The sequence below is a fragment of the uncultured Microbacterium sp. genome, from assembly GCF_963524805.1.
In the GTDB taxonomy this organism is placed as follows: domain Bacteria; phylum Actinomycetota; class Actinomycetes; order Actinomycetales; family Microbacteriaceae; genus Microbacterium.
Window position 1 is genome coordinate 578,170 of the sequence record NZ_CAURGG010000001.1, and the last position, 22,626, is coordinate 600,795.

A 22,626-nucleotide genomic window follows, 5' to 3' on the forward strand; every position below is an offset into this window, starting at 1 on the left:
GGTGCACTTCCGATGACCGTCCAGATCTCGCGCGGACACAACCCCCTGCGCGACGCCGACGACCACCGCCTCAACCGGATCGCCGGCCCGAGTGCGCTCGTGATCTTCGGCGTCACCGGCGACCTCTCCCGCAAGAAGCTCATGCCCGCGGTGTACGACCTCGCCAATCGCGGTCTGCTGCCGCCCGGGTTCGCGCTCGTGGGGTTCGCGCGTCGGGACTGGGAGGACCAGGACTTCGCGCAGGTCGTGAAGGACGCCGTCAAAGACCACTCGCGCACGGAGTTCCGCGAGGACACCTGGGAGCAGCTGCTGCAGGGGATCCGGTTCGTCTCCGGCGAGTTCGGCGATCCCGACGCGTTCCGCCGCTTGCGCGAGACCGTCGACAAGCTCGACGTCGAGCGCGGCACCATGGGAAACCACGCGTTCTACCTGTCGATCCCGCCGAAGGACTTCCCGATCGTCGCGGAGCAGCTGAAGGCTTCCGGACTCGTCGATGACACCGCCGACTCGGTCGAGCGCTGGCGTCGTGTCGTGATCGAGAAGCCGTTCGGACACGACCTCGCCTCGGCCCGGGAGCTGAACGACGCCCTGCGCTCCGCGTTCCCGACCGACTCGATCTTCCGCATCGACCACTATCTGGGCAAGGAGACGGTCCAGAACATCCTGGCCCTGCGTTTCGCGAACGAGCTGTACGAGCCGATCTGGAACGCCAACTACGTCGACCACGTCCAGATCACGATGGCCGAGGACATCGGGGTGGGCGGCCGCGCCGGCTATTACGACGGCATCGGCGCCGCACGCGACGTCATCCAGAACCATCTCCTGCAGCTGCTCGCCCTCACCGCGATGGAGGAGCCGATCTCGTTCGACGCGAAGAACCTGCGCGCCGAGAAGGAGAAGGTGCTCGCCGCCGTCAGTGTGCCGAAGGATCTCGCCCGGTCCACCGCGCGCGGGCAGTATGCCGGCGGCTGGCAGGGCGGCGAGAAGGTGCTCGGCTTCCTCGAGGAGGACGGGATGAACCCGGAATCCACGACCGAGACCTACGCGGCCATCACGCTGGAGATCAACACCCGCCGGTGGGCGGGCGTGCCGTTCTACCTGCGGACCGGAAAGCGGCTCGGACGCCGCGTCACCGAGATCGCCGTGATCTTCAAGACCGCCCCCGAGCAGCTGTTCTCCCGCAGCCAGACTTCCGGTCAAGGACAGAACGCGCTCGTGATCCGGGTGCAGCCCGACGAAGGCGTGACGATCAGGTTCGGCTCCAAGGTGCCCGGCGCCGGCGCCCAGGTGCGGGATGTGACGATGGACTTCGGCTACGGGCACGCCTTCACCGAGGCGAGCCCGGAGGCCTACGAGCGGCTCATCCTCGACGTCCTCCTCGGCGACCCGCCGCTTTTCCCCCGGCACGAAGAGGTCGAGCTGTCGTGGAAGATCCTCGACCCGATCGAGGAGTTCTGGACCTCCCAGGGCGGTCCCCTCGAGCAGTACGACCCGGGCTCCTGGGGTCCGGCATCCGCGGATGAGATGCTCTCCCGCGATGGACGCACCTGGAGGCGACCGTGATCGTCGATCTGCCCGACACGACAGTGAGCAAGATCTCCCGCTCGCTGGTCAGCGTGCGCGAGGAGGGCGGCGCTGTCGCGCTCGGGCGCGTGCTCACCCTGATCATCCTCACGCGCGAGGATGCGCTCGAAGAAGTCATCGAAGCGGCCAACGACGCTTCCCGCGAACACCCGATGCGGGTCATCGTGCTGATGATCGACGGCGTCGACGCCGACTCCCGGCTCGATGCGCAGATCCGCGTCGGCGGTGACGCCGGGGCGAGCGAGGTCGTGACGCTGCGGGCCTTCGGCGAAGCTGCCACCTCGAACCTCGAGAGCCTCGTGACGGGGCTGCTGCTGCCCGACGCCCCCGTGGTCGTCTGGTGGCCGAACGAGACGCCGGACTCCCCGTCGACGACCTCGATCGGCCGGATCGCTCAGCGCCGGATCACGGATGCCGCGACCAAGCCGGATCCCTCGGCCTGGGTTGCCGCCCTGGGAGAGAACCACGCCCCGGGCGACACCGATCTGGCTTGGACCCGTCTGACGCATTGGCGTGAGCAGCTGGCCGCCGTCTTGGACCAGCCTCCCTTCGACGCCGTCAGCGCTGTCGAAGTGCGCGGCGCTGCCACCTCGCCCTCGACCGCCCTGCTCGCGGCGTGGCTGCGGCTCATGCTCGACGTGCCGGTCGACTGGCGCTACCTGCCGTCGGACGAGTGGACGGACGGCATCAAGTCCGTGCGCCTGAAGCGCGACAGCGGGGACATCCTGCTGGAGCGCTCGTCGCCCGCGATCGCCTGCCTGACCCAGCCCGGTCAGCCCCAGCACGACCTGGTTCTCGCCCGGCGCACCCTGCGCGAATGCCTCGCGGAGGAGCTTCGGCGCCTCGATCCGGACGTCCTGTATGGTCGAGTGATCACCGAGGGCTGGGAGCTCTTGGAACCGGCGACGCAGGAGACGCATGGCTGAATCCACCATCGAGAAGCGCGTCGTGATCAGCACGGATCCGGCGTCGCTCGCCGAATCCGTCGCGGCACGCCTGCTCAATCGGATCGCCAAGTGCGGGTCCGACGGGAGCCTCGTGCACATCTCGCTCACGGGCGGTTCGATGGGCTCCGCGGTCCTCGCCGCCGCCGCGCGGCACCCCCGCCTGGGCCGGGTCGACTGGTCCCGCGTGCACGTGTGGTGGAGCGATGAGCGCTTCGTCTCGCGCGAGGACGCGGACCGCAATGAGAAGCAGGCGCGCGAGGCGCTGCTGGACGCGATCGACATCCCCGCGGAGAACATCCACGCGATGTCCGCGACCGACGACGGCCACGATCTGGATGCCGCCGCCGAGCGCTACGCCGCGGAATTGGCGCACTTCCCGCAGGAGGACGGCACTCCGTGGCCGTCCTTCGACATCTGCTTCCTCGGGGTCGGTCCCGATGGCCACATCGCGTCGCTCTTCCCGGATCGGCCCGAGATCCTGATCACCGATCGGGTCGCCGTCGCCGTCCGCGACTCCCCCAAGCCGCCGCCCGAGCGGATCTCGCTGACGCGCCCGGTCATCAACGGATCACGCCGAGTGTGGCTCGTGCTCTCCGGTGCCGACAAGGCTGGAGCGCTGGGACTGGCTCTAGCCGGCGCCAGCTATGCGAGCGTGCCGGTCGCGGGCGCCAAAGGCCGCCGGCGGACGATCTTCTTCGTCGACGAGGCCGCCGCCTCGCAGGTACCGCCGGAACTCATCGACCGGGAGTATTGAGTCTTCGCCTCAGCACTCCTGACCGACGCGCTCACTCGAGGCCGCGGCGCTCCCGCAGCTGCTTGAGAGCGTCGTCGAGGAGCTGTTCGGCTTCCTCTTCGGTGCGCCGTTCCTTCACGTACGCGAGGTGCGTCTTGTAGGGCTCCGTCTTGGCCAACGCGGGCGGGTTCTCCTTGTCGCGCCCGGCCGGGAGACCGGAGTGCGGGGAGTCGATCGTGTCGGGGATCTCCTCTTCGGGGATGCCGGCCGCGAAGTACCGCACGGTCTCGTTGCCCAGTGCGTCCCAGTACGAGATCGCGATGCGCTCGGCGTGGAAGCCGTGGTCCTGCTCGCCCATGGGGCCCGCACCGACGCGCGTGCCCCGGATCGCATTTCCGCCGGTCGCCATCAGACGGCCTGGAACTTCGTGATCAGGCCGAGGGCGACGATCGAAACGAACCACGCCAGCGCCAGGATGACGGTGAACCGGTTGAGGTTGCGCTCCGCCAGCCCGGAGGAGCCCAGCGCAGAGGTCATGCCGCCGCCGAACATGTCGGACAGGCCGCCACCGCGCCCCTTGTGGAGCAGGATGAGAAGGGTCAGCAGCAGGCTGGTGATGCCGAGGAGCACCTGCAGGACGAACTCGAGGATCTGCACAGATCTAAGCCTTTCACCGCGCCCGGACCGGGCGCACGATCTCCCAGTATAAGCGGGGTCAGACGCCGACGTGTTTCTGGAATCTGATGATCGCCGCGAATTCGTCAACCACGAGGCTGGCACCGCCGACGAGCGCTCCGTCGACGTCGGGCTCGCGCATGAAGCTGGCGATGTTGCCCGACTTCACCGAGCCGCCGTACAGCACGCGGGTTCTCTCGGCGGCATCCTGCCCCGACGTGGACGCGATGACAGCGCGCAGTGCAGCGCAGACCTCCTGCGCCTGCTCGGGTGACGCCACCTGACCGGTGCCGATCGCCCACACGGGCTCGTACGCCACGACGATCTCGGCGCTCGCGGGCACTCCCTCGAGCGCGACTTCCAACTGCCCGACAGAGATGGCAGTGGGTCCGGACGCTTCACGCTGCTCCAGCGTCTCCCCCACGCAGATGACGGGGACGAGGCCGTGGCGGAGCGCTGCCTGGACCTTCGCCGCGACCACCTCGTCGGTTTCGGCGTGGTACTGCCTCCGCTCGGAGTGCCCGATGATCACGTACGCGCAGTTGAGCTTCTTGAGGAACGCACCCGAGACTTCGCCCGTATAGGCGCCGGAGTCCTTGGTCGACAGATCCTGCGCTCCCAGCGCGAAGGGGATCTTGTCGGCGTCCAGCAGCGTCTGCACGGTCCGCAGGTCGGTGAACGGCGGGAAGAGCCCCACCTCCACGCTGTCATCCAGGTGCTTGGCCTCTTTGAGCGCCCAGTGCAGCTTCTGAACGAATGCGATCGCCTGCTGGTGGTCGAGGTTCATCTTCCAGTTGCCGGCGATGAACGGGATACGACCTTTTACTGCCATCCGAGGACCTCCAGTCCGGGGAGCTTCTTGCCCTCGAGGAATTCCAGGCTCGCTCCGCCGCCCGTCGAGATGTGTCCGAACTGGTCGTCGCGGAAACCGAGCTGGCGGACGGCCGCTGCCGAGTCCCCGCCGCCGACGACGCTCAGTCCGCCGACCTCGGTGAGCGCCTGAGCGACCGCCTTCGTGCCTGCGGCGAACGGCGCGAGCTCGAAGACTCCCATCGGGCCGTTCCAGAACACGGTGCGACTGTCGCGGATGACCTCGGCGAAGCGCGTCGCGGTGTCGGGTCCGATGTCCAGCCCGAGGCCGGAGGCGCCGAACGGGGTCTCCTCGATCGCATCGGCGGCAGTCACGACGTGCTCTGCGTCCGCGCCGAACTTCGAGGCCACGACGACATCGGTGGGAAGCACGATCTCGACGCCCGATTCCTCGGCCGTCGCCATGTACCGGCGGACCGTGTCGAGCTGGTCGGCCTCGAGCAGGCTCGCGCCGACTTTGTGACCCTGCGCGGCGAGGAAGGTGAACAGCATCCCGCCGCCGACGAGGAGCCGGTCCACGCGCGGCAGCAGATGCGAGATCACTCCGAGCTTGTCGCTGACCTTCGAGCCGCCCAGGACGACCGTGTACGGTCGCTCGGGATTCTCCGTCAGGCGGTCGAGCACGTCGAGCTCGGCGGCGATCAGCAGACCTGCCGCCGACGGGAGGATCTCCGCCAGGTCGTACACGCTCGCCTGCTCGCGATGCACCACGCCGAAGCCGTCCGAGACCAGGACGTCGCCCAGCTCGGCGAGCTCCTGGGCGAAGGCGCCGCGCTCCGCATCGTCCTTCGAGGTCTCTCCGGGATTGAACCGCAGGTTCTCGATGACGGCGACGTCCCCGTCCTCGAGGGCGGCGACCGCATCGTGCGCGGACTCCCCCACGGTGTCCAGCGCGAAGGCGACCGGCGTGCCGAGCAGCTCGGAGAGGCGCTGGGCGACCGGGCTCAGGCTGTACTTCGCATCCGGGGCGCCGTCGGGGCGGCCCAGGTGCGAGCAGACCACGACGCGGGCACCCTGGTGGATGAGGGCGTTGAGGGTGGGAAGCGACGCTCGCACGCGGCCATCGTCCGTGATGACGCCGTCCTTGAGGGGGACGTTGAGATCACAGCGGACGATGACCCGCTTGCCGGCGAGCGAACCCAGCGAGTCGAGGGTGCGCAGTGGCATGGTGAGCGCCTACAGGCGTTCGCCGACGTACTCGGTCAGGTCGACGAGGCGGTTCGAGTAGCCCCACTCGTTGTCATACCACGCGGAGACCTTGACCAGATTGCCGCTGACGTTGGTCAGCTCCGAGTCGAAGATCGACGAGTGGGGGTTGCCCTGGATGTCGCTCGAGACGATCGGGTCCTCGGTGTACTCGAGGTACCCGGCGAGCGCGCCTTCGGCGGCCGCGGTCTTGTAGACGGCGTTGACCTGGTCGGCGGTCAGTCCCTCGGTCGGCGTGACGATCGTCAGGTCGACGATGGAGCCGGTGGGCACGGGCACGCGGTAGGACGAGCCGCTCAGCTTGCCGTTCAGCTCAGGCAGCACGTGGCCGATCGCCTTGGCGGCACCGGTCGAGGCGGGCACGATGTTGATGGCGGCGCCGCGCGCGCGACGCAGGTCGCTGTGCGGGCCGTCCTGCAGGTTCTGGTCAGCCGTGTAGGCGTGCGCGGTCATCATGAAGCCGCGCTCGATGCCGAAGGCGTCGTTGAAGACCTTGGCGAGCGGGGCGAGGCAGTTCGTGGTGCACGACGCGTTCGAGATGATGACGTCGGTCTCGGGGTTGTAGTCGCCCTCGTTCACGCCCATGACGATCGTGACGTCATCGCCGGTGGCGGGTGCGGAGATCAGGACCTTCTTCGCGCCGCCGGCGACGTGCTTCTTCGCGTCCTCGGCCTTGGTGAAGCGGCCGGTGGATTCGATCACGATGTCGACGCCGAGCTCGCCCCAGGGGAGGTTCGCGGGGTCGCGCTCTTCGAAGACCTTGATCTTCTTGCCGCCCACGGTGATCGAGTCCTCGTCGTACGAGACGTCCTCGGTGAGCACGCCGCCCACGGAGTCGTACTTGAGCAGGTGCGCGAGGGTCTTGTTGTCGGTGAGGTCGTTCACCGCCACGATGTCGATGTCCGCACCCTGCGCGAGAGCCGCGCGAAGGAAGTTGCGTCCGATGCGGCCGAAGCCGTTGATTCCGATCTTGACAGCCACCGAAGTTCTCCTGAGATGTGTCGTGCGCGCGAGCGCGCTAATTGCGGTTGCAGACGATGGACAACGGCGTCCCGGCGGGGCTGTCCCGCCGGGACGCCACACTCGCTATGACAGTACCAGCAGGCCCGAAGTCTTCTCGCGGGCCACCTGGAGCCGCTGGGCGACGTTCTGCCAGTTGGCGATGTTCCAGACGGCGGTGACGTAGTCGGCCTTGACGTTGAGATAGTCGAGGTAGAAGGCGTGCTCCCACATGTCCAGCTGGAACACCGGCACGGTGCCCTGAGCGGTGTTGCTCTGCTGGTCGAACAGCTGCTGGATGATCAGCTGCTGCCCGATCGGGTCCCAGCTGAGCACCGCCCAGCCCGATCCCTGGATGCCCGTCGCGGCCGCGGTGAAGTGAGCCTTGAACTTGGCGAAGTCGCCGAAGAACTCGTCGATGGCCGCCTTCAGCTCGCCCTCGGGCTCGCCGCCTCCCTCGGGAGAGAGGTTCGTCCAGAAGATCGAGTGGTTGACGTGGCCGCCGAGGTTGAACGCGAGGTCCTTCTCGAGCTTGTTCACGTTCGCGAGGTTGCCGCTCTCACGCGCCTCGGCGAGCTGCTCCAGTGCCGTGTTCGCACCGGTGACGTAGGCCTGATGGTGCTTGTCGTGGTGCAGCTGCATGATCTTGCCGCTGATGTGCGGCTCCAGAGCCGCGAAGTCGTAGGGGAGGTCGGGCAACGTGTACTTCGCCATGTTCTCTTCTTCCTGTCGGCGCTGAGCCGATACTCCTCGGCGCAGCGAGAATGACGTGTCTCATCCTAGTAATCGGCAACGCGCAGCGCCTGGGGTTGCTTCCCGCGATGACGTGCCGTAGCGCCGGGTGCGCTCAGTCCTCGACACCGACCGGCACAGCCGCTTCCGTGTCGGGGATGCCGTCGGTCTCGGCCTTCTTGTCGGCCATCGCGAGCAGGCGGCGGATGCGGCCGGCCACGGCGTCTTTCGTCAGGGGCGGGTCGGCGTGGTGGCCGAGTTCGTCGAGGCTCGCATCCCGGTGCGCCAAGCGCAGCTCGCCGGCTTCGCGGAGGTGCTCGGGGACCTCCGGGCCGAGGATCTCGAGGGCGCGCTCGACGCGAGCGCATGCGGCGACCGCGGCCTGGGCCGAGCGGCGCAGATTCGCGTCGTCGAAGTTCACGAGCCGGTTCACTCCGGCACGCACCTCGCGGCGCTGGCGCATCTGGTCCCAGTCGCCTGCCGCGCGCTCGGCGCCCATCTGCGCCAGCGCGACGCGGATCGCCTCACCCTCCCGGACGACGACACGCGGGACGCCGCGCACTTCGCGCGCCTTGGCGGGGATGCCGAGCCGGTGCGCCGCGCCGACGAGTGCCATCGCCGCCTCCGGCGCGGGGCAGGTGATCTCCAGTGCGGCGGAGCGGCCCGGCTCGCTGAGCGTTCCGGCAGCGAGGAAGGCGCCACGCCAGATCGCCGCCAGGTCACCGCGCGACCCGGTGGTGAGCTTGTTCGGAAGACCGCGCACCGGCCGGCGCCGCTGGTCCAGCAGGCCGGTCTGACGCGCGAGGGTCTCCCCGCCCTCGATCACGCGGACGGCGTAATGACTGCCGTTGCGGGCGCCCGATCCCTGCACGTGCACCAGCTCAGGGCGCACGCCGTAGATCTCCATGAGGTCGCGGGCCACCCGGCGAGCGAGGAGGTCTGAGTCCAGTTCCGCTTCGACGGCGACGCGATTGGCGATCGAGTGGAGGCCACCGGAGAAACGAAGGAGAGAGGTCAGCTCGGCGACGCGAGCAGTGGGGCTCGGATCGCGCACGGCCGTCAGTTCAGCCTTCACGTCAGCGGTCAGCGACACGGGTCTCCTCGTCTGTGGGGGTGGAAGCAAGGGGTGGAACGAGCGTCCAGCCTACTCGCGAGCCCCGCTCACTCTCGACCCAGATCGCGGTGCTTGACGCGCACGGCGACACCCGGAAGGCTCGACAGCCGCGCGCTGAGCTCCCGGGCCATCACGACCGATCGATGCTTTCCCCCGGTGCAGCCGACGGCGACGACCGAGTGGCCCTTGTTCTCTCGCTGGTAGCCCGCGAGCACCGGCTCGAGCGCGGCGGCGTAGGAATCCAGGAACTCGGGCGCGCCCTCCTGGTTCAGGACGTAGTCGCGCACACGGGGGTCTTCGCCCGTCAGGGCGCGCAGTTCGTCGTTCCAGAACGGGTTCGGCAGGAATCGCATGTCGGCGACGAGATCCGCATCGGGCGGAAGGCCGTACTTGAAGCCGAAGCTCATGATCGTCACCGTGTGCCGAGCCGACCCTTCGGCCGAAAACATCTCGATCACCCGCGTCGCAAGCTGGTGGATGTTGAAGGACGACGTGTCGATCAGGACGTCGGCGCTCTCACGCACGGCTCGCAGCGCGTGTCGCTCGAGGAGGATGCCGTCGAGGATCGTACCGTCGCCCTGCAGCGGATGCGGACGGCGCACCGCCTCGAATCGGCGTACCAGGACCTCGTCCGAGGCGTCCAGGAACATGACGCGCAAGGGACGCCCCCGGCGGAGTGCGCGCGTGACCTCGGGCAGCTCGGCGAACAGGTCGCGGCCGCGAACGTCCACCACCACCGCGACGCGCGGGAGGGCGCTGGCCGCGAGGGCAGTGAGGTCCAGCAGCGGTCGCAGCATCTGCGGCGGCAGGTTGTCGACGACGTACCAGCCGAGATCCTCCAGGGCATCGGCGGCCGTCGATCGGCCCGCACCGGACATGCCCGTGACGATGAGCACCTCACCGGATTCGGCGCTCACCGTGGCACTCGCTGCGGCGCTCTCGTCGACGTTCGTCATCGCCACCCCCGTGTCGGTTTCAGCCTACCCACTGGTGAGGTGCGCATGAATCGCCGCGGCGAGCTTCGGCCCCACGCCGGGCAGCTCCGTGATCTCCTCGGGAGTCGCCCGCTTCAGCGCAGCGACGGAGCCGAAGTGACGGAGCAGCGCGCGGATGCGCGCCTCACCCAGCCCGGGGATCTCCGCGAGGACGCTCTGGATGTCGCGCCGCCGCCGGCGACGCTGGTGCGTGATCGCAAAGCGGTGGGCCTCATCGCGAAGGCGTTGCAGCAGATAGAGCGCCTCGCTCGTCCGCGGAAGGATCACCGGGTACTCCTCCCCCGGCATCCACACCTCCTCGAGGCGCTTCGCGATGCCGCACAGGGCGACCTCCTCGTGACCGGCGTCCGCCAGTGCGCGCGCCGCCGCCTCGACCTGCGGCTTGCCGCCGTCCACGACGAGCAGCTGCGGCGGATACGCGAAGCGCGGGCGTTTGCGGGTCGTCGTGACGGTGCCGTCCTCGGTGGGCTCGGGCTCCGGCTCGTCCTGCTCCTCGGGTCGGTCGAGGTACGCCAAGCGCCGTGTCAGCACCTGGTACAGCGAGTCGGTGTCATCGGTGGTCTCGGGCACGCCGAAGCTGCGGTACTGGTCCTTGCGCGGCAGGCCGTCCTCGAAGACCACCATGGATGCCACGACGTTCGTGCCACTGAGGTGCGACACATCGAAGCATTCGATCCGCAGGGGCGCCTCGGCGAGCCCCAGCGCCTCCTGCAGATCGGTGAGGGCCTGGGTGCGAGCGACGTAGTCGCTGGTGCGCCGGGTCTTGTGGATCATGAGCGCCTGCTGCGCATTCAGCGTCGCCGTCTTGAGCAGCTCGGCCTTCCGGCCGCGCTGGGCGACCTGGATCGAGACGAGCTTGCCGCGCCTCTCGCGCAGCCACTCCTCCAGGTCGGCCCCATCCTCCGGCATTGCCGGAACGAGCACCTGCCGCGGGATGTCGGCGGGTGGGGCATCACCGTAGGCCCGCTGCAGAACCTGGTCGACCAGGTCGCCGCCGGTGATGTCGAGCTCCTTCTCGATCGTGGTCGCCCGGACGCCGCGCACGCGGCCGCCCCGGATCACGAACTGCTGCACCGCAGCGCTGAGCTCGTCTTCGGCGATGCCGAACAGGTCGGCATCCGTGTCCTCCGCCAGGACGAGCGCGCTGCGGTTCAGCACGGCATCGATCGCCTGCAGCCGGTCGCGGTAGACCGCTGCCGCCTCGTAGTCCATGGCGGCGGACGCCTCGCGCATCCGCGCGTTCAGCTCCTTGGCAAAGCGCTGGTCTCCGCCGGACATGAACGCGACGAAGTCATCCACGATCGCACGGTGCTCCTCGATCGAGACCCGCATGGAGCAGGGGCCGCCGCAGCGACCGATCTGACCCGGGAAGCAGGGGCGGCCGCTGGCCATCGCCTTCTTGTACGACGCGTCACTGCAGGTGCGGATCGGGAAGACCTTGATCATCAGGTCGATCGTGTCGTGCACGGCCCACACCTTGGGGTACGGACCGAAGTACTTCGCTCCCGGGATGCGCCGGTTGCGGGTGACGATGACGCGCGGCGCCTCGTCGGCCAGCGTGATCGCCATGAACGGGTACGACTTGTCGTCCTTATAGCGGACGTTGAACGGCGGATCGAACTCCTTGATCCACATGTACTCCAGCTGCAGCGAGTCGACGTCGCTGCTGACGACGGTCCACTCGACGGATGCGGCGCTGGTCACCATGCGGCGGGTGCGCTCGTGGAGGGTGTGCAGCGGCGCGAAGTAGTTCGACAGTCGGGCCCGCAGGTTCTTCGCCTTGCCGACGTACAGCACGCGCCCCGCAGCATCCCGGAAGCGATAGACGCCCGGGTTGGTGGGGATCTCCCCCGGCCGCGGCTTGTAGGCGACGGTCGGGCGTGAGCTGATCTTCACCACCGGCGCTCAGCCGGCCTTGCGCACCGCGGCGACGCCGAGCACCTCCGCGAGGAACGCACCGGTGAAGCTGCCTTCGACCCGTGCGACCTGCTCCGGGGTTCCGGTGGCGACGATCTCGCCACCGCCGGATCCGCCCTCGGGGCCGAGGTCGATGATCCAGTCCGAGGATTTGATCACGTCGAGGTTGTGCTCGATGACGATGACGGTGTTGCCCTTCTCGACGAGGCTGTTCAACACCTCGAGCAAGCGGGCGACGTCCTCGAAGTGCAGGCCGGTCGTGGGCTCGTCGAGCACGTAGATGCTGCGGCCGTTGCTCCGGCGCTGAAGCTCGGTCGCGAGCTTCACTCGCTGTGCCTCGCCGCCGCTCAGGGTCGTCGCGGACTGACCGAGCCGGACATACCCGAGTCCGACGTCGACCAGGGTCTTGAGGTAGCGATGGATCGCCTGGATCGGCTCGAAGAACTCCGCGGCCTCGGCGATGGGCATCTCGAGCACCTCGGCGATGTTCTTGCCCTTGTAGTGCACCGACAGGGTGTCGCGGTTGTACCGCTTGCCGTGGCAGACCTCGCAGTCGACGTACACGTCCGGCAGGAAGTTCATCTCGATCTTGATCGTGCCGTCTCCGGAGCACGCCTCGCAGCGGCCGCCCTTGACGTTGAAGCTGAACCTGCCGGGCTGGTAGCCGCGCGCCTTCGCTTCGGGCGTCTCGCTGAACAGGGTCCGGACGCGGTCGAACACGCCCGTGTAGGTGGCCGGGTTCGACCGCGGCGTCCGACCGATCGGCGCCTGGTCGACGTGCACGACCTTGTCGAGGTTGTCCAGACCGGTGACGCGCGTGTGCTTGCCGGCGATGCGGCGGGCTCCGTTCAGGCGCGTGGCGAGGACTTCGTACAGGATGCCGTTCACGAGCGACGACTTGCCCGAGCCACTGACGCCGGTCACCGCCGTCATCACCCCGAGCGGGAAGTCGACGGTGACGTTGCGCAGGTTGTTCTCCCGAGCCCCGACGACGGTCAGCATCCGCTTCTTGTCGATGCGGCGGCGCTTCGTGGGGGTCGGGATCGAGCGACGGCCGGCGAGGTAGTCCCCCGTGATCGATCGCGTGTCGGTGAGCAGCTCCGACAGGGGGCCGGAGTGGACGACGTGGCCGCCGTCGACGCCGGCACGAGGTCCGATGTCCACGACCCAGTCGGCCGCGTGGATCGTCTCCTCGTCGTGTTCGACGACGATGAGCGTGTTACCGAGGTCGCGCAGGGTGAGCAGCGTCTCGATCAGGCGCCGGTTGTCGCGCTGGTGCAGTCCGATCGACGGCTCGTCGAGCACGTACAGCACGCCGGTCAGGCCTGAGCCGATCTGGGTCGCCAGGCGGATGCGCTGGGCCTCACCGCCGGACAGCGAGCCGGCCGAGCGGCTGAGACTCAGATAGTTCAGCCCGACCTGAAGCAGGAAGTTCAGACGCGCCCGAATCTCCCGCAGCACCTGTGCGGCGATCTTCGCCTCGCGGTCGGTCAGCTGCAGCTGAGCGAAGTACTCCTGCGCGTCGGCGAGGCTGAGGCGCGATGCGTCGGCGATCGAGTGCCCGTGCACGAGCACCGCGAGGACTTCGGGCTTGAGGCGGTCGCCGTTGCAGGCCAGGCACGGGACCTCCCGCAGGTACTCCGACCAGCGCTGCCGCTGCGAATCCGAATCGGCCTGGATGTACTGGCGCTCGATGTAGGGCACCACACCCTCGAACCCGGACGAGTACCGCATCTCGCGTCCGTAGCGGTTCTTCCACTTGACCGTGACCTTGTAGTTCTCGCCGCGCAGCACGGCATCCTGCACGTCGACCCGCAGGTCGCGCCACGGGGTGTCGAGCGAGAAGTTCAGATCGGCCGCGAGGCCCTCGAGCAGTCGCTCGTAGTACTGGAAGAGTCCCTTGCCCTGCGTCGTCCACGGGATGAGCACGCCCTCGCGGATCGATGCGTCCTCGTCGCCGAGCATCAGGTCCACGTCGACCGACATGCGGGTGCCCAGGCCGGAGCACGTGGGGCACGCCCCGAAGGGCGCGTTGAACGAGAACGTCCGTGGCTCGATCTCGGTCAGCTGCAGCGGGTGGCCGTTCGGGCACGCCAGCTTCTCGGAGAAGGACTGCCACGCGGCATCCCCCTCCTCGTCGACGAAATTCACCTGGACGATGCCGCCTGCGAGACCGATGGCCGTCTCGACCGAGTCGGTCACTCGGCTGAGGATCTCGTCGCTGGCGACGAGACGGTCGACGACCACGGCGATGTCGTGCTTGTAGCTCTTCTTCAGCACGGGCGGTTCGGCGAGCTGGATCAGCTCGCCGTCGACGACGGCGCGGGCGTAGCCCTTGGCCGACAGCTCCTTGAAGAGGTCGACGAACTCGCCCTTCTTCTGCGACACGACCGGGGCGACGATCTGGTACCGCGTCTTCTCGGGCAGTTCCATGAGCTGATCGGCGATCTGCTGGACGGTCTGACGCTGGATGACCTCACCGCATACGGGGCAGTGCGGCACACCGATCCGCGCCCAGAGCAGGCGCATGTAGTCGTGGATCTCGGTGATCGTGCCGACCGTCGAGCGCGGGTTGCGGTTCGTCGATTTCTGGTCGATGCTGACGGCCGGACTCAGACCCTCGATGAAGTCGACATCGGGCCGGTCGACCTGGCCGAGGAACTGGCGCGCATAGGCGCTGAGCGATTCGACGTATCGCCGCTGACCCTCGGCGAAGATCGTGTCGAACGCGAGGCTGGACTTTCCCGAGCCGCTCAGACCGGTGAAGACGACGAGGGAATCGCGCGGAATGTCGAGGTCGACGTTCTTCAGATTGTGGACCCGCGCACCCCGAACACTGAGTTTTCCGCTGTTGTTTCCGGGCAGGGCGACAGGGACGATAGGCACTACTCGATTGTAGGCGCGCCCTCAGACACGAGTCGCGGGGTTCGCCCGGAGCGCACGCCGTGGTAGGCCAGAACGAGGGATGCCGCGGGCACGAGCACCCGCGGCATACCTCGTTGCGTCCGGACTACTTGACGGTGACCTGCACTGTGTCGCTCTGCGACGGGCGGACGGTGTCGCTGCCCGAGTAGGACGCGCTCAGCTGGTGCACCCCGCTCGTGAGGCCGGAGAGCTTCACCTTGACTCGGCCTTCGTCATCGGCCGCGAGCGTCTCGGTCGCGACGACCTTGGTGCCGTCGTAGATCTTGACCTCACCGGTGACCGGGACGCCGCCCTCGGCACTGACGCGAACCGTGTACTGCACCGGCTGCTTCTTGTTCACCGTGGCCTTGTTGATGCTGCCCGTGATCGTGCTGTCGGCGCGATCGAAGGTCGTGATCGGCACCGTGACCGTGGTTCCGGTCGCCGCACCCGTGAGGATCAGTTCGGTCGCGCCGACCGGGGCGTCCGCCGGCAGCACCACCGAGACGGAGGCGGTGCCGTAGTCGTCGTAGATCGCGGTTCCGATGGTGTTGTCGACCGCGAAGCTGCCGAGCGTCTGACCACCGAGCGAGACGACGAGCTCGGCGTCCTTCACGTCTTCCGGAGTCGACATCGTCCATGACTTCACGGAGAACGCGACGGTCGATCCCAGCTCGTACGATGCCGGAGCTCCGCCGGGGAAGCTCACCTCCACCGCGCGCTGCGAGTAATCGACCGGCAGCGGTTCCGAGGACGCGAACGTGTCCATGTAGTCGACCATCGCCTGCAGATCAACCTTGCCGGTGTCGCGGCGGTTCGATCCGTTGGCGAATTCCCTGAAGTTGTCCCCGCCAGAGGCGAGGAAGGCGTTCACGCTTACGGAGTAGGTCGCCGCAAGGTCGATCGGAACGTCGTTCAGCCACATGCCTGTCACGGTTCCCCGCGGCGCGGTGTACGACGTCAGCGACTCATCCACGTTCGGCGTCGCCGGGTTGTCCAGCGGGGACTCCGTGACCGGTACCTGCGTGTACGTGTACTCGAATCCCTCGGAAGCGCCGAGGCGCAGGAACGGGCGGGTGGGAACGCGGTTGAGCGCGTCCCGCTGCCACTGCTGCTCGAGCACCGTCTTGATCTGCGCGCCCGTGAGCTGCAGATTGACGAGCGTGTTCGCGAACGGCTGCACATTGGCGGCCTGCCGATACGTCAGCGTGCGCGGATAGCTTCCGTCGCCGTCGTCCACGCCCCGCATGTCGTCACGCAGGCCACCAGGATTCATGAACGCGATCTGTGCCGCCCCCGACTCCGGCGCCTCTGTCGCCCACTGTTGGACTTCTGCGACAAGGTTGCCGAGAGTCGATTCGCCGCCGCGGTTGATCGTGGCCACGCCGGTTGCAGGGTCGATCACGGGGATCTGAGCGCGGTTGAACGCACCGCCGATCTCGCCCAGCGGGACCGCTCCGAGGACTTCGGCGTCGTCTTTGGCCTTCTGCACGATCTCAGCGACGCCGGCGTCCGGGGGGTAGATTCCCGTGGTGAGCGGCAGGATGCCCTGCGACTTCGCCGACACCACGCCGGTTGCCCCGTCGACGGTGAAGAGGAGCTGGTTGAGATTCGTCCCGTACTGACCCGCCGACACGACCGGGCGGTCGGTCACGGCACGACCCTCAGTCGCCCACTGCGCGACGGGGAACGAGCAGTTGTACGCGAGATGCGTGTGCCCGGAGACGATCGCATCCACATCAGGCGAGACGTTGTTGATGATGTCGGCCCAGGCGCCCGAATCGTCCATGGTTTCGCAGGTCGTCGAAGGCGCGCCTTCGTGCACCAGCATCACGACCAGATCGGCGCCACCGGCGACCAGAGCGGCCGCTTCCGCGTTGACGGACTGAACGATACCGGCGACGTCCAGCTCGGCGATTCCCGCAGGACTCACGAGGGCAGGCAGTTCCTCGGTCACTGCACCCACGAACCCGACCTTCACGTCGCCGAACTCCTTGATCCAGCTGGGCGCGACAGCCGGCTGTGGTGTCCCCTTGAGCTTGAGGTTCGCGGCGATGTACTCCCATTGCGCACCTCCATAGGGATTCGTGACCGCGTCGTACGGTGCCATGACGCGGTTGACGAGGTCGTCATAGCCCTGGTCGAGCTCGTGGTTGCCGACCGCGGACACTTCGAGGCCCGCTTCGTTGAGGGCGTCGATCGTCGGCTTGTCCGACTGGATGAAGGACTCGAAGGTCGAGGCGCCGATCAGGTCGCCGGCAGCGGCGAACACGGTGTTCGGATTCGCCGCGCGAAGCTGCTTGACCGCACCGGAGAGCACCGCCGCGCCGGCCGCGTTCGCGCCGTCCGCAAGAATCCGACCGTGGAAGTCGTTCGTGGCGATGATCTGGATCTGCGTGGGCGCGGCCTGCGCCGCCGGGGCGGCCACGGCGCCGGCGCCGAGCGCGATGACGATTGCGGCGGCGCCGAGAGCGAGCCGGCGACGGGTGGGGGGTGTTGCTGACCGAGATCGCATGAAGCATCCTCTGTGATCGGACCGATGGGGGAACGGCGATGCAGTGCTCGAGGTCGCGGCCGCCGGTTCGGCTACCGCATCGGGGGAATTGCGTCGCACTGCGATCGAGCCTATGAGCCCGCCGTGAGTATGCCAAGGGGTTGGCGCAGAGTTCACGCCTCCGCAATGAAACCGACACCGAGTCCGCTGCGCCCTGGAACTCAGTCCGGCATCCGACCTGCGAAGCGCACGAGTGCAGTGCGCAGGTCGCCGATCTCGGCGGCATCCATTCCGACGCGCTGCATGACGAGCCCCGGGACCTTCAGCGCGTCCTGCCGGAGCGCGACCCCCTCCTCGGTGAGCGAGATGTCCAGCACCCTCTCGTCGGTCGGTCGGCGCGTCCGCACCACGCGCCCCTGCGCCTCCAGCCTCTTGACCAGCGGCGAGAGCGTCGCGGGCTCCATGGCGAGCTCGCCCGCGAGCTCTCCCAGGGATCGCGGCGATCGCTCCCAGAGGGCGAGCATGACCAGGTACTGGGGGTGGGTCAGACCGAGCGGCTCGAGCACCGGCCGGTAGACGGCGACGACGTTGCGCGCCGCGGTGACCACGGCGAAGCAGAGCTGGTTCTCAAGGGCCAGGATGTCATCGGTCATGCGATCGATCATACCTGCACGAATATTTAGTACACTAATCACATGACCGAGAACAGGATGCCTCTCCGCGAGCGCGTGCGCGAGGCCGGCGGCTGGTACGCATGGATCAACACGAGGCTCATCCGGCTGGCCGGTCCGGCGGCGGTCGGCCCCTATGAGACGACTCCCCCGCCGACGGTCGCCGAGCGGGCGGAACGGGCGTGCCCGCTGTGCGGTGCGCCGATGACCGCGCACACTTTCGACCGATCGGGGCCGAAGCCCCTCATGCACTGCCCCTGACGCCGGACTCTTCTCGCTAGGCGTGCCCGGCGCGCTCCATGGCGCGCAGCTCCTTCTTCATGTCCTGCACCTCGTCGCGCAGCCGGGCGGCGAGCTCGAACTTGAGCTCCCCCGCGGCGGCCAGCATCTGGTTGGACAGGTCGAGGATCGTCGACTCGAGCTGCTCGGCCCCTTCGGCCGCGATGCCCTCGCGACGAAGCCGGGGCGTCGGGGACTTTCCCTTCCCCGACTTGAGCTTCGCGGCATCCCGCTTCGACATCATCGCCGCCGTGTCGGCGCCCTCGCGGGCGAGCACGTCGGTGATGTCTGCGATGCGCTTGCGCAGCGGCGTGGGATCGATGCCGTTCTCGAGGTTGTAGGCCACCTGCTTCTCGCGCCGCCGATCGGTCTCGCCGATCGCGGCCTTCATGGAGTCGGTGATCGTGTCGGCGTACATGTGCACTTCGCCGGACACGTTGCGGGCGGCTCGCCCGATGGTCTGGATGAGCGAGGTGCCCGAGCGCAAGAACCCCTCCTTGTCGGCGTCGAGGATCGCGACCAGCGACACTTCGGGCAGGTCGAGCCCCTCGCGCAGCAGGTTGATGCCCACCAGCACGTCGTAGACACCCGCTCGAAGCTCGGTCAGCAGTTCGACGCGCCGGAGCGTGTCGACGTCGGAGTGCAGATAGCGCACCCGAACGCCGTGCTCTCCGAGGAAGTCGGTGAGCTCCTCGGCCATCTTCTTGGTCAGGGTCGTGACGAGCACGCGCTCGTTGCGCTCGGCACGGACGCGGATCTCCTCGAGCAGGTCGTCGATCTGGCCCTTGGAGGGCTTGACGATGATCTGCGGATCGACCAGTCCGGTCGGACGGATGATCTGCTCGACCACTCCGTCGGCGATGCCCATCTCGTAGCGCCCCGGCGTGGCCGAAAGGTACACCGTCTGCCCGACACGGTCTTTGAACTCATCCCAGCGCAGCGGCCGGTTGTCCATCGCGCTCGGCAGGCGGAAGCCGTGCTCGACGAGCGTGCGCTTGCGCGACGCGTCGCCCTCGTACATCGCGCCGATCTGCGGCACCGTCGCGTGCGACTCGTCGATGACCACGAGGAAATCGTCGGGGAAGAAGTCCAGCAGGCAGTGCGGCGCCTCACCGGGCGCGCGTCCGTCGAGGTGGCGCGAGTAGTTCTCGATGCCCGAGCAGAAGCCCAGCTGCTGCAGCATCTCGAGGTCGAACGACGTGCGCATGCGCAGGCGCTGCGCCTCGAGCAGCTTGCCCTGCGACTCGAGCTCCTTCAGGCGCACCTCCAGCTCGGCCTCGATCGTTCCGATGGCCCGCTGCACGGTATCGGTGCCGGCGACGTAGTGCGATGCGGGGAAGATCGGAACCGAGTCCAGCTTCTGCACGACATCGCCGGTGAGCGGATGCAGCATGTACAGCGCCTCGATCTCGTCACCGAACAGCTCGATGCGGATCGCGTACTCCTCGTAGACGGGGATGATCTCGATCGTGTCGCCGCGGACTCGGAAGTTGCCGCGCGAGAAGTCGACGTCATTGCGGTTGTACTGCATCGCGATGAACTTGCGGATGAGGGCATCGCGGTCGTAGCGCTCGCCGACCTGCAGAGCGACCATGGCCCGCAGATACTCCTCGGGCGCGCCCAGACCGTAGATGCACGAGACGGTGGAGACCACCACCACATCGCGTCTGCTCAGCAGCGAGTTCGTCGTCGAGTGCCGCAGCCGCTCCACCTCGGCGTTGACCGAGGAGTCCTTCTCGATGAAGGTGTCGGTCTGGGGCACGTACGCCTCGGGCTGGTAGTAGTCGTAATACGAGACGAAGTACTCCACCGCATTGTGCGGCATGAGGTCGCGGAACTCGTTGGCCAGCTGGGCGGCGAGCGTCTTGTTGTGGGCGAGCACGAGCGTCGGTCGCTGCACCTGCTCGATGAGCCACGCCGTCGTCGCCGACTTGCCCGTTCCGGTGGCGCCGAGCAGCACGACGTCGGTCTCGCCCGCGTTGATGCGAGCCGCGAGATCGGCGATCGCCTGGGGCTGATCACCCGAGGGAACGTACTCGCTGACGACCTCGAACGGTCGCACGGATCGTGTCGTCTGCATCCCTCCAGATTAGGCGGGGGCTCCGACATCGAGGCCGGCGTTCGCGCTCAGCCGAAGCCGCCTCCGCCGTCGAAGCCGCCGCCGAACCCCCCGCCGTCGAAGCCGCCGCCGAAGGAGCCGCCGTCGTATCCGCCGCCGTCGAAGCCGCCGCCGAACCCGGACGCGTCGATGCCTCCCGCCGACCCCGGGTCGAAGGTGTCGCCGACCCAGCCCGGCTGATCGCCGATCATGAGCGAGCCGGCGCCGACCGTGAAATAGGCCGAGACCGAGCTGGTCAGCAGGAACTGATAGGCCACCAGGCTCATGACGCCCGTCTGCATCATCACGGCGCGGGGGTCGACATAGTTCGGGTCGGCGGTCGCGGTGGCCGTCCGCACGGAGGCCTCGGCCTCGGCATCCGGAGTTTCCGCGGACCCCCGGGCAGCGCGACGCTCCTCGGCCCGACGCACGAGCTTGGCCAGCAGACCGGGGTCGTCCTCGGATGCCGTGCGCTCGGCATCCGACATGAACGGGCGCAGTCGATCGAGCATCTCGCGGCGCTGCGACGCCGACAGGTCCGCGAACGCGCTCGCGTGCGCGCTCTCGATCACGCTTGCCGGCAGGGTGTTCAGCAGGTAGACGTACCGCGCGATCTGCTCTTCCTCGCTCGCGGCCGCGTAGGGGTTCTTCCGCCGTCGGAACTTCGTGAAGATTCCCACATCGCCCTCCCTCGCTGGTGGGGCCAGTTTACGTCCGCCGGGATGCTCTGGCCTGGATCAGTTCGGGCAAGCTGCCCCAGACGGCATCGGTTTGCGCGACGGTTCTCTCGAGTGGCCCGTCGGTGTCGATCACGACGTCGGCGATCCGCAGCCGCTCGTCGTCCGGGACCTGCGAGGCGATGCGTGCCCGCGCATCCGCATCGCTCATTCCGCGCAGCGAGACCAGCCGCGCGGCCCGCACGTCGGCCGGAGCGTGAGCGACGAGGATCAGATCCCACGGATCTTCGAGGCGGGCTTCGGCAAGGAGAGGGACGTCGTAGACGACGACGGCGTCCGCGTCCGCGGCGAACGCGTCGTGGAACCGGCGCTGAGACTCGACTCGGACGGCGGGGTGGACGATCGCGTTCAGCCGCTTCACGGCGGCAGCGTCGCCGAACACACGACCGCCGAGGCGCGCGCGATCGAGCGACCCGTCCGCGCCGAGCATGTCCGCTCCGAACTCCGCCGCGATCGCCTTCAGAACCGGTGAACCCGGGCCCTGCACGTCACGGACGACCCGATCGGCATCCACCACGACCGCCCCGTGCTCCGCGAGTCGACGCGCGATCGTGGACTTTCCCGAGGCGATGCCTCCGGTGAGTGCGACGAGTGGCATGCATCGAGGATGCCACGGACATGAGACGGCGAGAACCTCAGGCAGTCCTGAGCCCGGCCTGAGCCGGGCTTGAGCGGCCCGACCTACATTCGTATCAACCCGATGAAAGCGGATCCTCGGACGGCGTCTGAGGAAGGACGTGCGATGGCAGGCTCTGCTTCCGGTGCGGCGGGATGGCGATCGTGGGGGCGATCGCCATCCCACATCCCGCCCGGGGCGGCATGAGCGAGCCCGACCGCAGATTCCAGACCGCGTTCTGGGATATCCTTACCGACGTTCGGGCGCCGGCGATCCCCTCCGTCGCGCCGGAAGGTGCAACGGTGGAAGAAGAACGCGTCGCGGTCGTGGTCGAGGACGAAGCCGACATCCGATCGCTGCTGTCCGCCGTCCTGGCTCAGGCCGGTTTCACCGTTCACGGCGCCGCGAACGGCGAAGACGGCCTCGAACTCGTGCGGCTTCATCAGCCGCTGGTCACGACCCTCGATGTCAACATGCCCGGCATGGACGGCTTCGAGACGGCGAAGCGCATCCGCGCGATCAGCGCGACGTACATCGTCATGCTGAGCGCCCGCACCGAGGAGATCGACGCCCTCCAGGGCCTCGAGGCCGGCGCCGACGACTACGTCGCGAAGCCGTTCCGCCCGCGCGAGCTGCGTGCGCGGATCGACGCGATGCTCCGCCGCCCCCGACAGCACATCGCAACGGTCCCGACGACGCCCTCAGCCGTCGACCAGCCCGCCTCGACCGGGTGGCTCGAGCACCAGGGTGTGCGGCTGAACCCCGCCACCCGTATCGTCACGGTGGACGGGGCGGACCTGGACCTGACGCGCAGCGAGTTCGAGATCCTGGCCGATCTGCTGGGCTCGGGCCGCCGTGTACGAGCCAAGTCGGATCTGGCCCTCATGCTGCGCGGCGAGCAGTACACGGGGGTCGAATACGTCAGCGACAGCGACGCCCGTGCGATCGAGGTGCACGTGGCGAACCTCCGGCGCAAGCTCGGAGAGTCCCCCTCGCAGCCACGATGGATCGAGACGGTCCGGGGAGTCGGCTATCGCCTGACCGCCTGACTCCGG

At 68.1% G+C, this 22,626-nt stretch carries 20 protein-coding genes; 5 read left to right on the plus strand and 15 right to left on the minus strand.

Annotated elements, in window-relative coordinates; genetic code table 11:
- Nucleotides 1-12: 12 nt before the first annotated feature.
- Genes zwf through pgl form a run of 3 tightly spaced genes read left to right on the plus strand, consistent with a single transcriptional unit; the run spans nt 13 to nt 3,285 of the window.
- Entirely contained in the window at nt 13-1,563 is a 1,551-nt protein-coding gene (gene zwf / locus RWQ91_RS02820) for a glucose-6-phosphate dehydrogenase (RefSeq protein WP_314502503.1), read from the plus strand.
- Nucleotides 1,560-2,510 (plus strand): glucose-6-phosphate dehydrogenase assembly protein OpcA, encoded by a 951-nt coding sequence (locus RWQ91_RS02825; RefSeq protein ID WP_314502504.1) that lies wholly within the window; start codon nt 1,560-1,562, stop codon nt 2,508-2,510. Before zwf ends, RWQ91_RS02825 begins: the two co-directional genes overlap by 4 nt.
- A complete protein-coding gene (gene pgl / locus RWQ91_RS02830; protein WP_314502505.1) occupies nt 2,503-3,285 on the plus strand; it encodes a 6-phosphogluconolactonase in 783 nt (260 codons plus the stop codon). Before RWQ91_RS02825 ends, pgl begins: the two co-directional genes overlap by 8 nt.
- A 31-nt stretch (nt 3,286-3,316) precedes the next feature.
- Here the strand turns inward: pgl and RWQ91_RS02835 are convergent, their stop codons facing one another.
- The 12 genes from RWQ91_RS02835 to RWQ91_RS02890 form a co-directional block, all read right to left on the minus strand.
- Nucleotides 3,317-3,673 (minus strand): RNA polymerase-binding protein RbpA, encoded by a 357-nt coding sequence (locus RWQ91_RS02835; RefSeq protein ID WP_314502506.1) that lies wholly within the window; start codon nt 3,671-3,673, stop codon nt 3,317-3,319.
- Nucleotides 3,673-3,921: a preprotein translocase subunit SecG gene (secG, locus tag RWQ91_RS02840; RefSeq protein WP_292824341.1), complete on the minus strand. Its 249-nt coding sequence runs from the start codon at nt 3,919-3,921 to the stop codon at nt 3,673-3,675. The genes RWQ91_RS02835 and secG overlap by 1 nt, the downstream gene beginning before the upstream one ends.
- A 58-nt stretch (nt 3,922-3,979) precedes the next feature.
- On the minus strand, nt 3,980-4,771 hold the full coding sequence (tpiA, locus tag RWQ91_RS02845; protein ID WP_314502507.1) for a triose-phosphate isomerase: 792 nt from the start codon (nt 4,769-4,771) through the stop codon (nt 3,980-3,982).
- On the minus strand, nt 4,762-5,976 hold the full coding sequence (locus tag RWQ91_RS02850) for a phosphoglycerate kinase (RefSeq protein WP_314502508.1): 1,215 nt from the start codon (nt 5,974-5,976) through the stop codon (nt 4,762-4,764). The genes tpiA and RWQ91_RS02850 overlap by 10 nt, the downstream gene beginning before the upstream one ends.
- A 9-nt stretch (nt 5,977-5,985) precedes the next feature.
- On the minus strand, nt 5,986-6,996 hold the full coding sequence (gap, locus tag RWQ91_RS02855; RefSeq protein WP_314502509.1) for a type I glyceraldehyde-3-phosphate dehydrogenase: 1,011 nt from the start codon (nt 6,994-6,996) through the stop codon (nt 5,986-5,988).
- A gap of 105 nt (nt 6,997-7,101) precedes the next feature.
- Nucleotides 7,102-7,728 (minus strand): superoxide dismutase, encoded by a 627-nt coding sequence (locus RWQ91_RS02860; RefSeq protein WP_314502510.1) that lies wholly within the window; start codon nt 7,726-7,728, stop codon nt 7,102-7,104.
- A 133-nt stretch (nt 7,729-7,861) separates the two neighbouring features.
- Nucleotides 7,862-8,839, minus strand: a complete 978-nt coding sequence (gene whiA, locus RWQ91_RS02865; RefSeq protein ID WP_314502511.1) for a DNA-binding protein WhiA — start codon at nt 8,837-8,839, stop codon at nt 7,862-7,864.
- A 68-nt stretch (nt 8,840-8,907) separates the two neighbouring features.
- Nucleotides 8,908-9,816 carry an RNase adapter RapZ gene (gene rapZ / locus RWQ91_RS02870; RefSeq protein ID WP_314502512.1) on the minus strand — a complete coding sequence of 303 codons (909 nt, stop codon included), beginning with the start codon at nt 9,814-9,816 and terminating at the stop codon, nt 8,908-8,910.
- Between the two features lie 24 nt (nt 9,817-9,840).
- Nucleotides 9,841-11,751, minus strand: a complete 1,911-nt coding sequence (gene uvrC, locus RWQ91_RS02875; protein WP_399545738.1) for an excinuclease ABC subunit UvrC — start codon at nt 11,749-11,751, stop codon at nt 9,841-9,843.
- Between the two features lie 9 nt (nt 11,752-11,760).
- Nucleotides 11,761-14,658, minus strand: coding sequence for an excinuclease ABC subunit UvrA (uvrA, locus tag RWQ91_RS02880; protein WP_314502513.1), 2,898 nt, complete (start codon nt 14,656-14,658; stop codon nt 11,761-11,763).
- Between the two features lie 124 nt (nt 14,659-14,782).
- Nucleotides 14,783-17,191: a 5'-nucleotidase C-terminal domain-containing protein gene (locus RWQ91_RS02885; RefSeq protein ID WP_314502514.1), complete on the minus strand. Its 2,409-nt coding sequence runs from the start codon at nt 17,189-17,191 to the stop codon at nt 14,783-14,785.
- Nucleotides 17,192-17,391: 200 nt separating this feature from the next.
- Nucleotides 17,392-17,823: a MarR family transcriptional regulator gene (locus tag RWQ91_RS02890; protein WP_314502515.1), complete on the minus strand. Its 432-nt coding sequence runs from the start codon at nt 17,821-17,823 to the stop codon at nt 17,392-17,394.
- Nucleotides 17,824-17,865: 42 nt separating this feature from the next.
- Between RWQ91_RS02890 and RWQ91_RS02895 the strand changes: the two genes are divergently transcribed.
- Nucleotides 17,866-18,102, plus strand: a complete 237-nt coding sequence (locus tag RWQ91_RS02895; RefSeq protein ID WP_314502516.1) for a hypothetical protein — start codon at nt 17,866-17,868, stop codon at nt 18,100-18,102.
- Nucleotides 18,103-18,118: 16 nt separating this feature from the next.
- On the opposite strand, the gene uvrB is transcribed toward RWQ91_RS02895, so the two are convergent.
- Genes uvrB through coaE form a run of 3 tightly spaced genes read right to left on the minus strand, consistent with a single transcriptional unit; the run spans nt 18,119 to nt 21,553 of the window.
- Nucleotides 18,119-20,200 carry an excinuclease ABC subunit UvrB gene (gene uvrB, locus RWQ91_RS02900; RefSeq protein WP_314502517.1) on the minus strand — a complete coding sequence of 694 codons (2,082 nt, stop codon included), beginning with the start codon at nt 20,198-20,200 and terminating at the stop codon, nt 18,119-18,121.
- A gap of 47 nt (nt 20,201-20,247) precedes the next feature.
- A complete protein-coding gene (locus RWQ91_RS02905; RefSeq protein ID WP_314502518.1) occupies nt 20,248-20,898 on the minus strand; it encodes a hypothetical protein in 651 nt (216 codons plus the stop codon).
- Between the two features lie 28 nt (nt 20,899-20,926).
- On the minus strand, nt 20,927-21,553 hold the full coding sequence (gene coaE, locus RWQ91_RS02910; RefSeq protein ID WP_314502519.1) for a dephospho-CoA kinase: 627 nt from the start codon (nt 21,551-21,553) through the stop codon (nt 20,927-20,929).
- Between the two features lie 320 nt (nt 21,554-21,873).
- Between coaE and RWQ91_RS02915 the strand changes: the two genes are divergently transcribed.
- Complete coding sequence (locus RWQ91_RS02915) at nt 21,874-22,620, plus strand: response regulator transcription factor (protein WP_314502520.1); 747 nt, start codon at nt 21,874-21,876, stop codon at nt 22,618-22,620.
- Nucleotides 22,621-22,626: the final 6 nt, after the last annotated feature.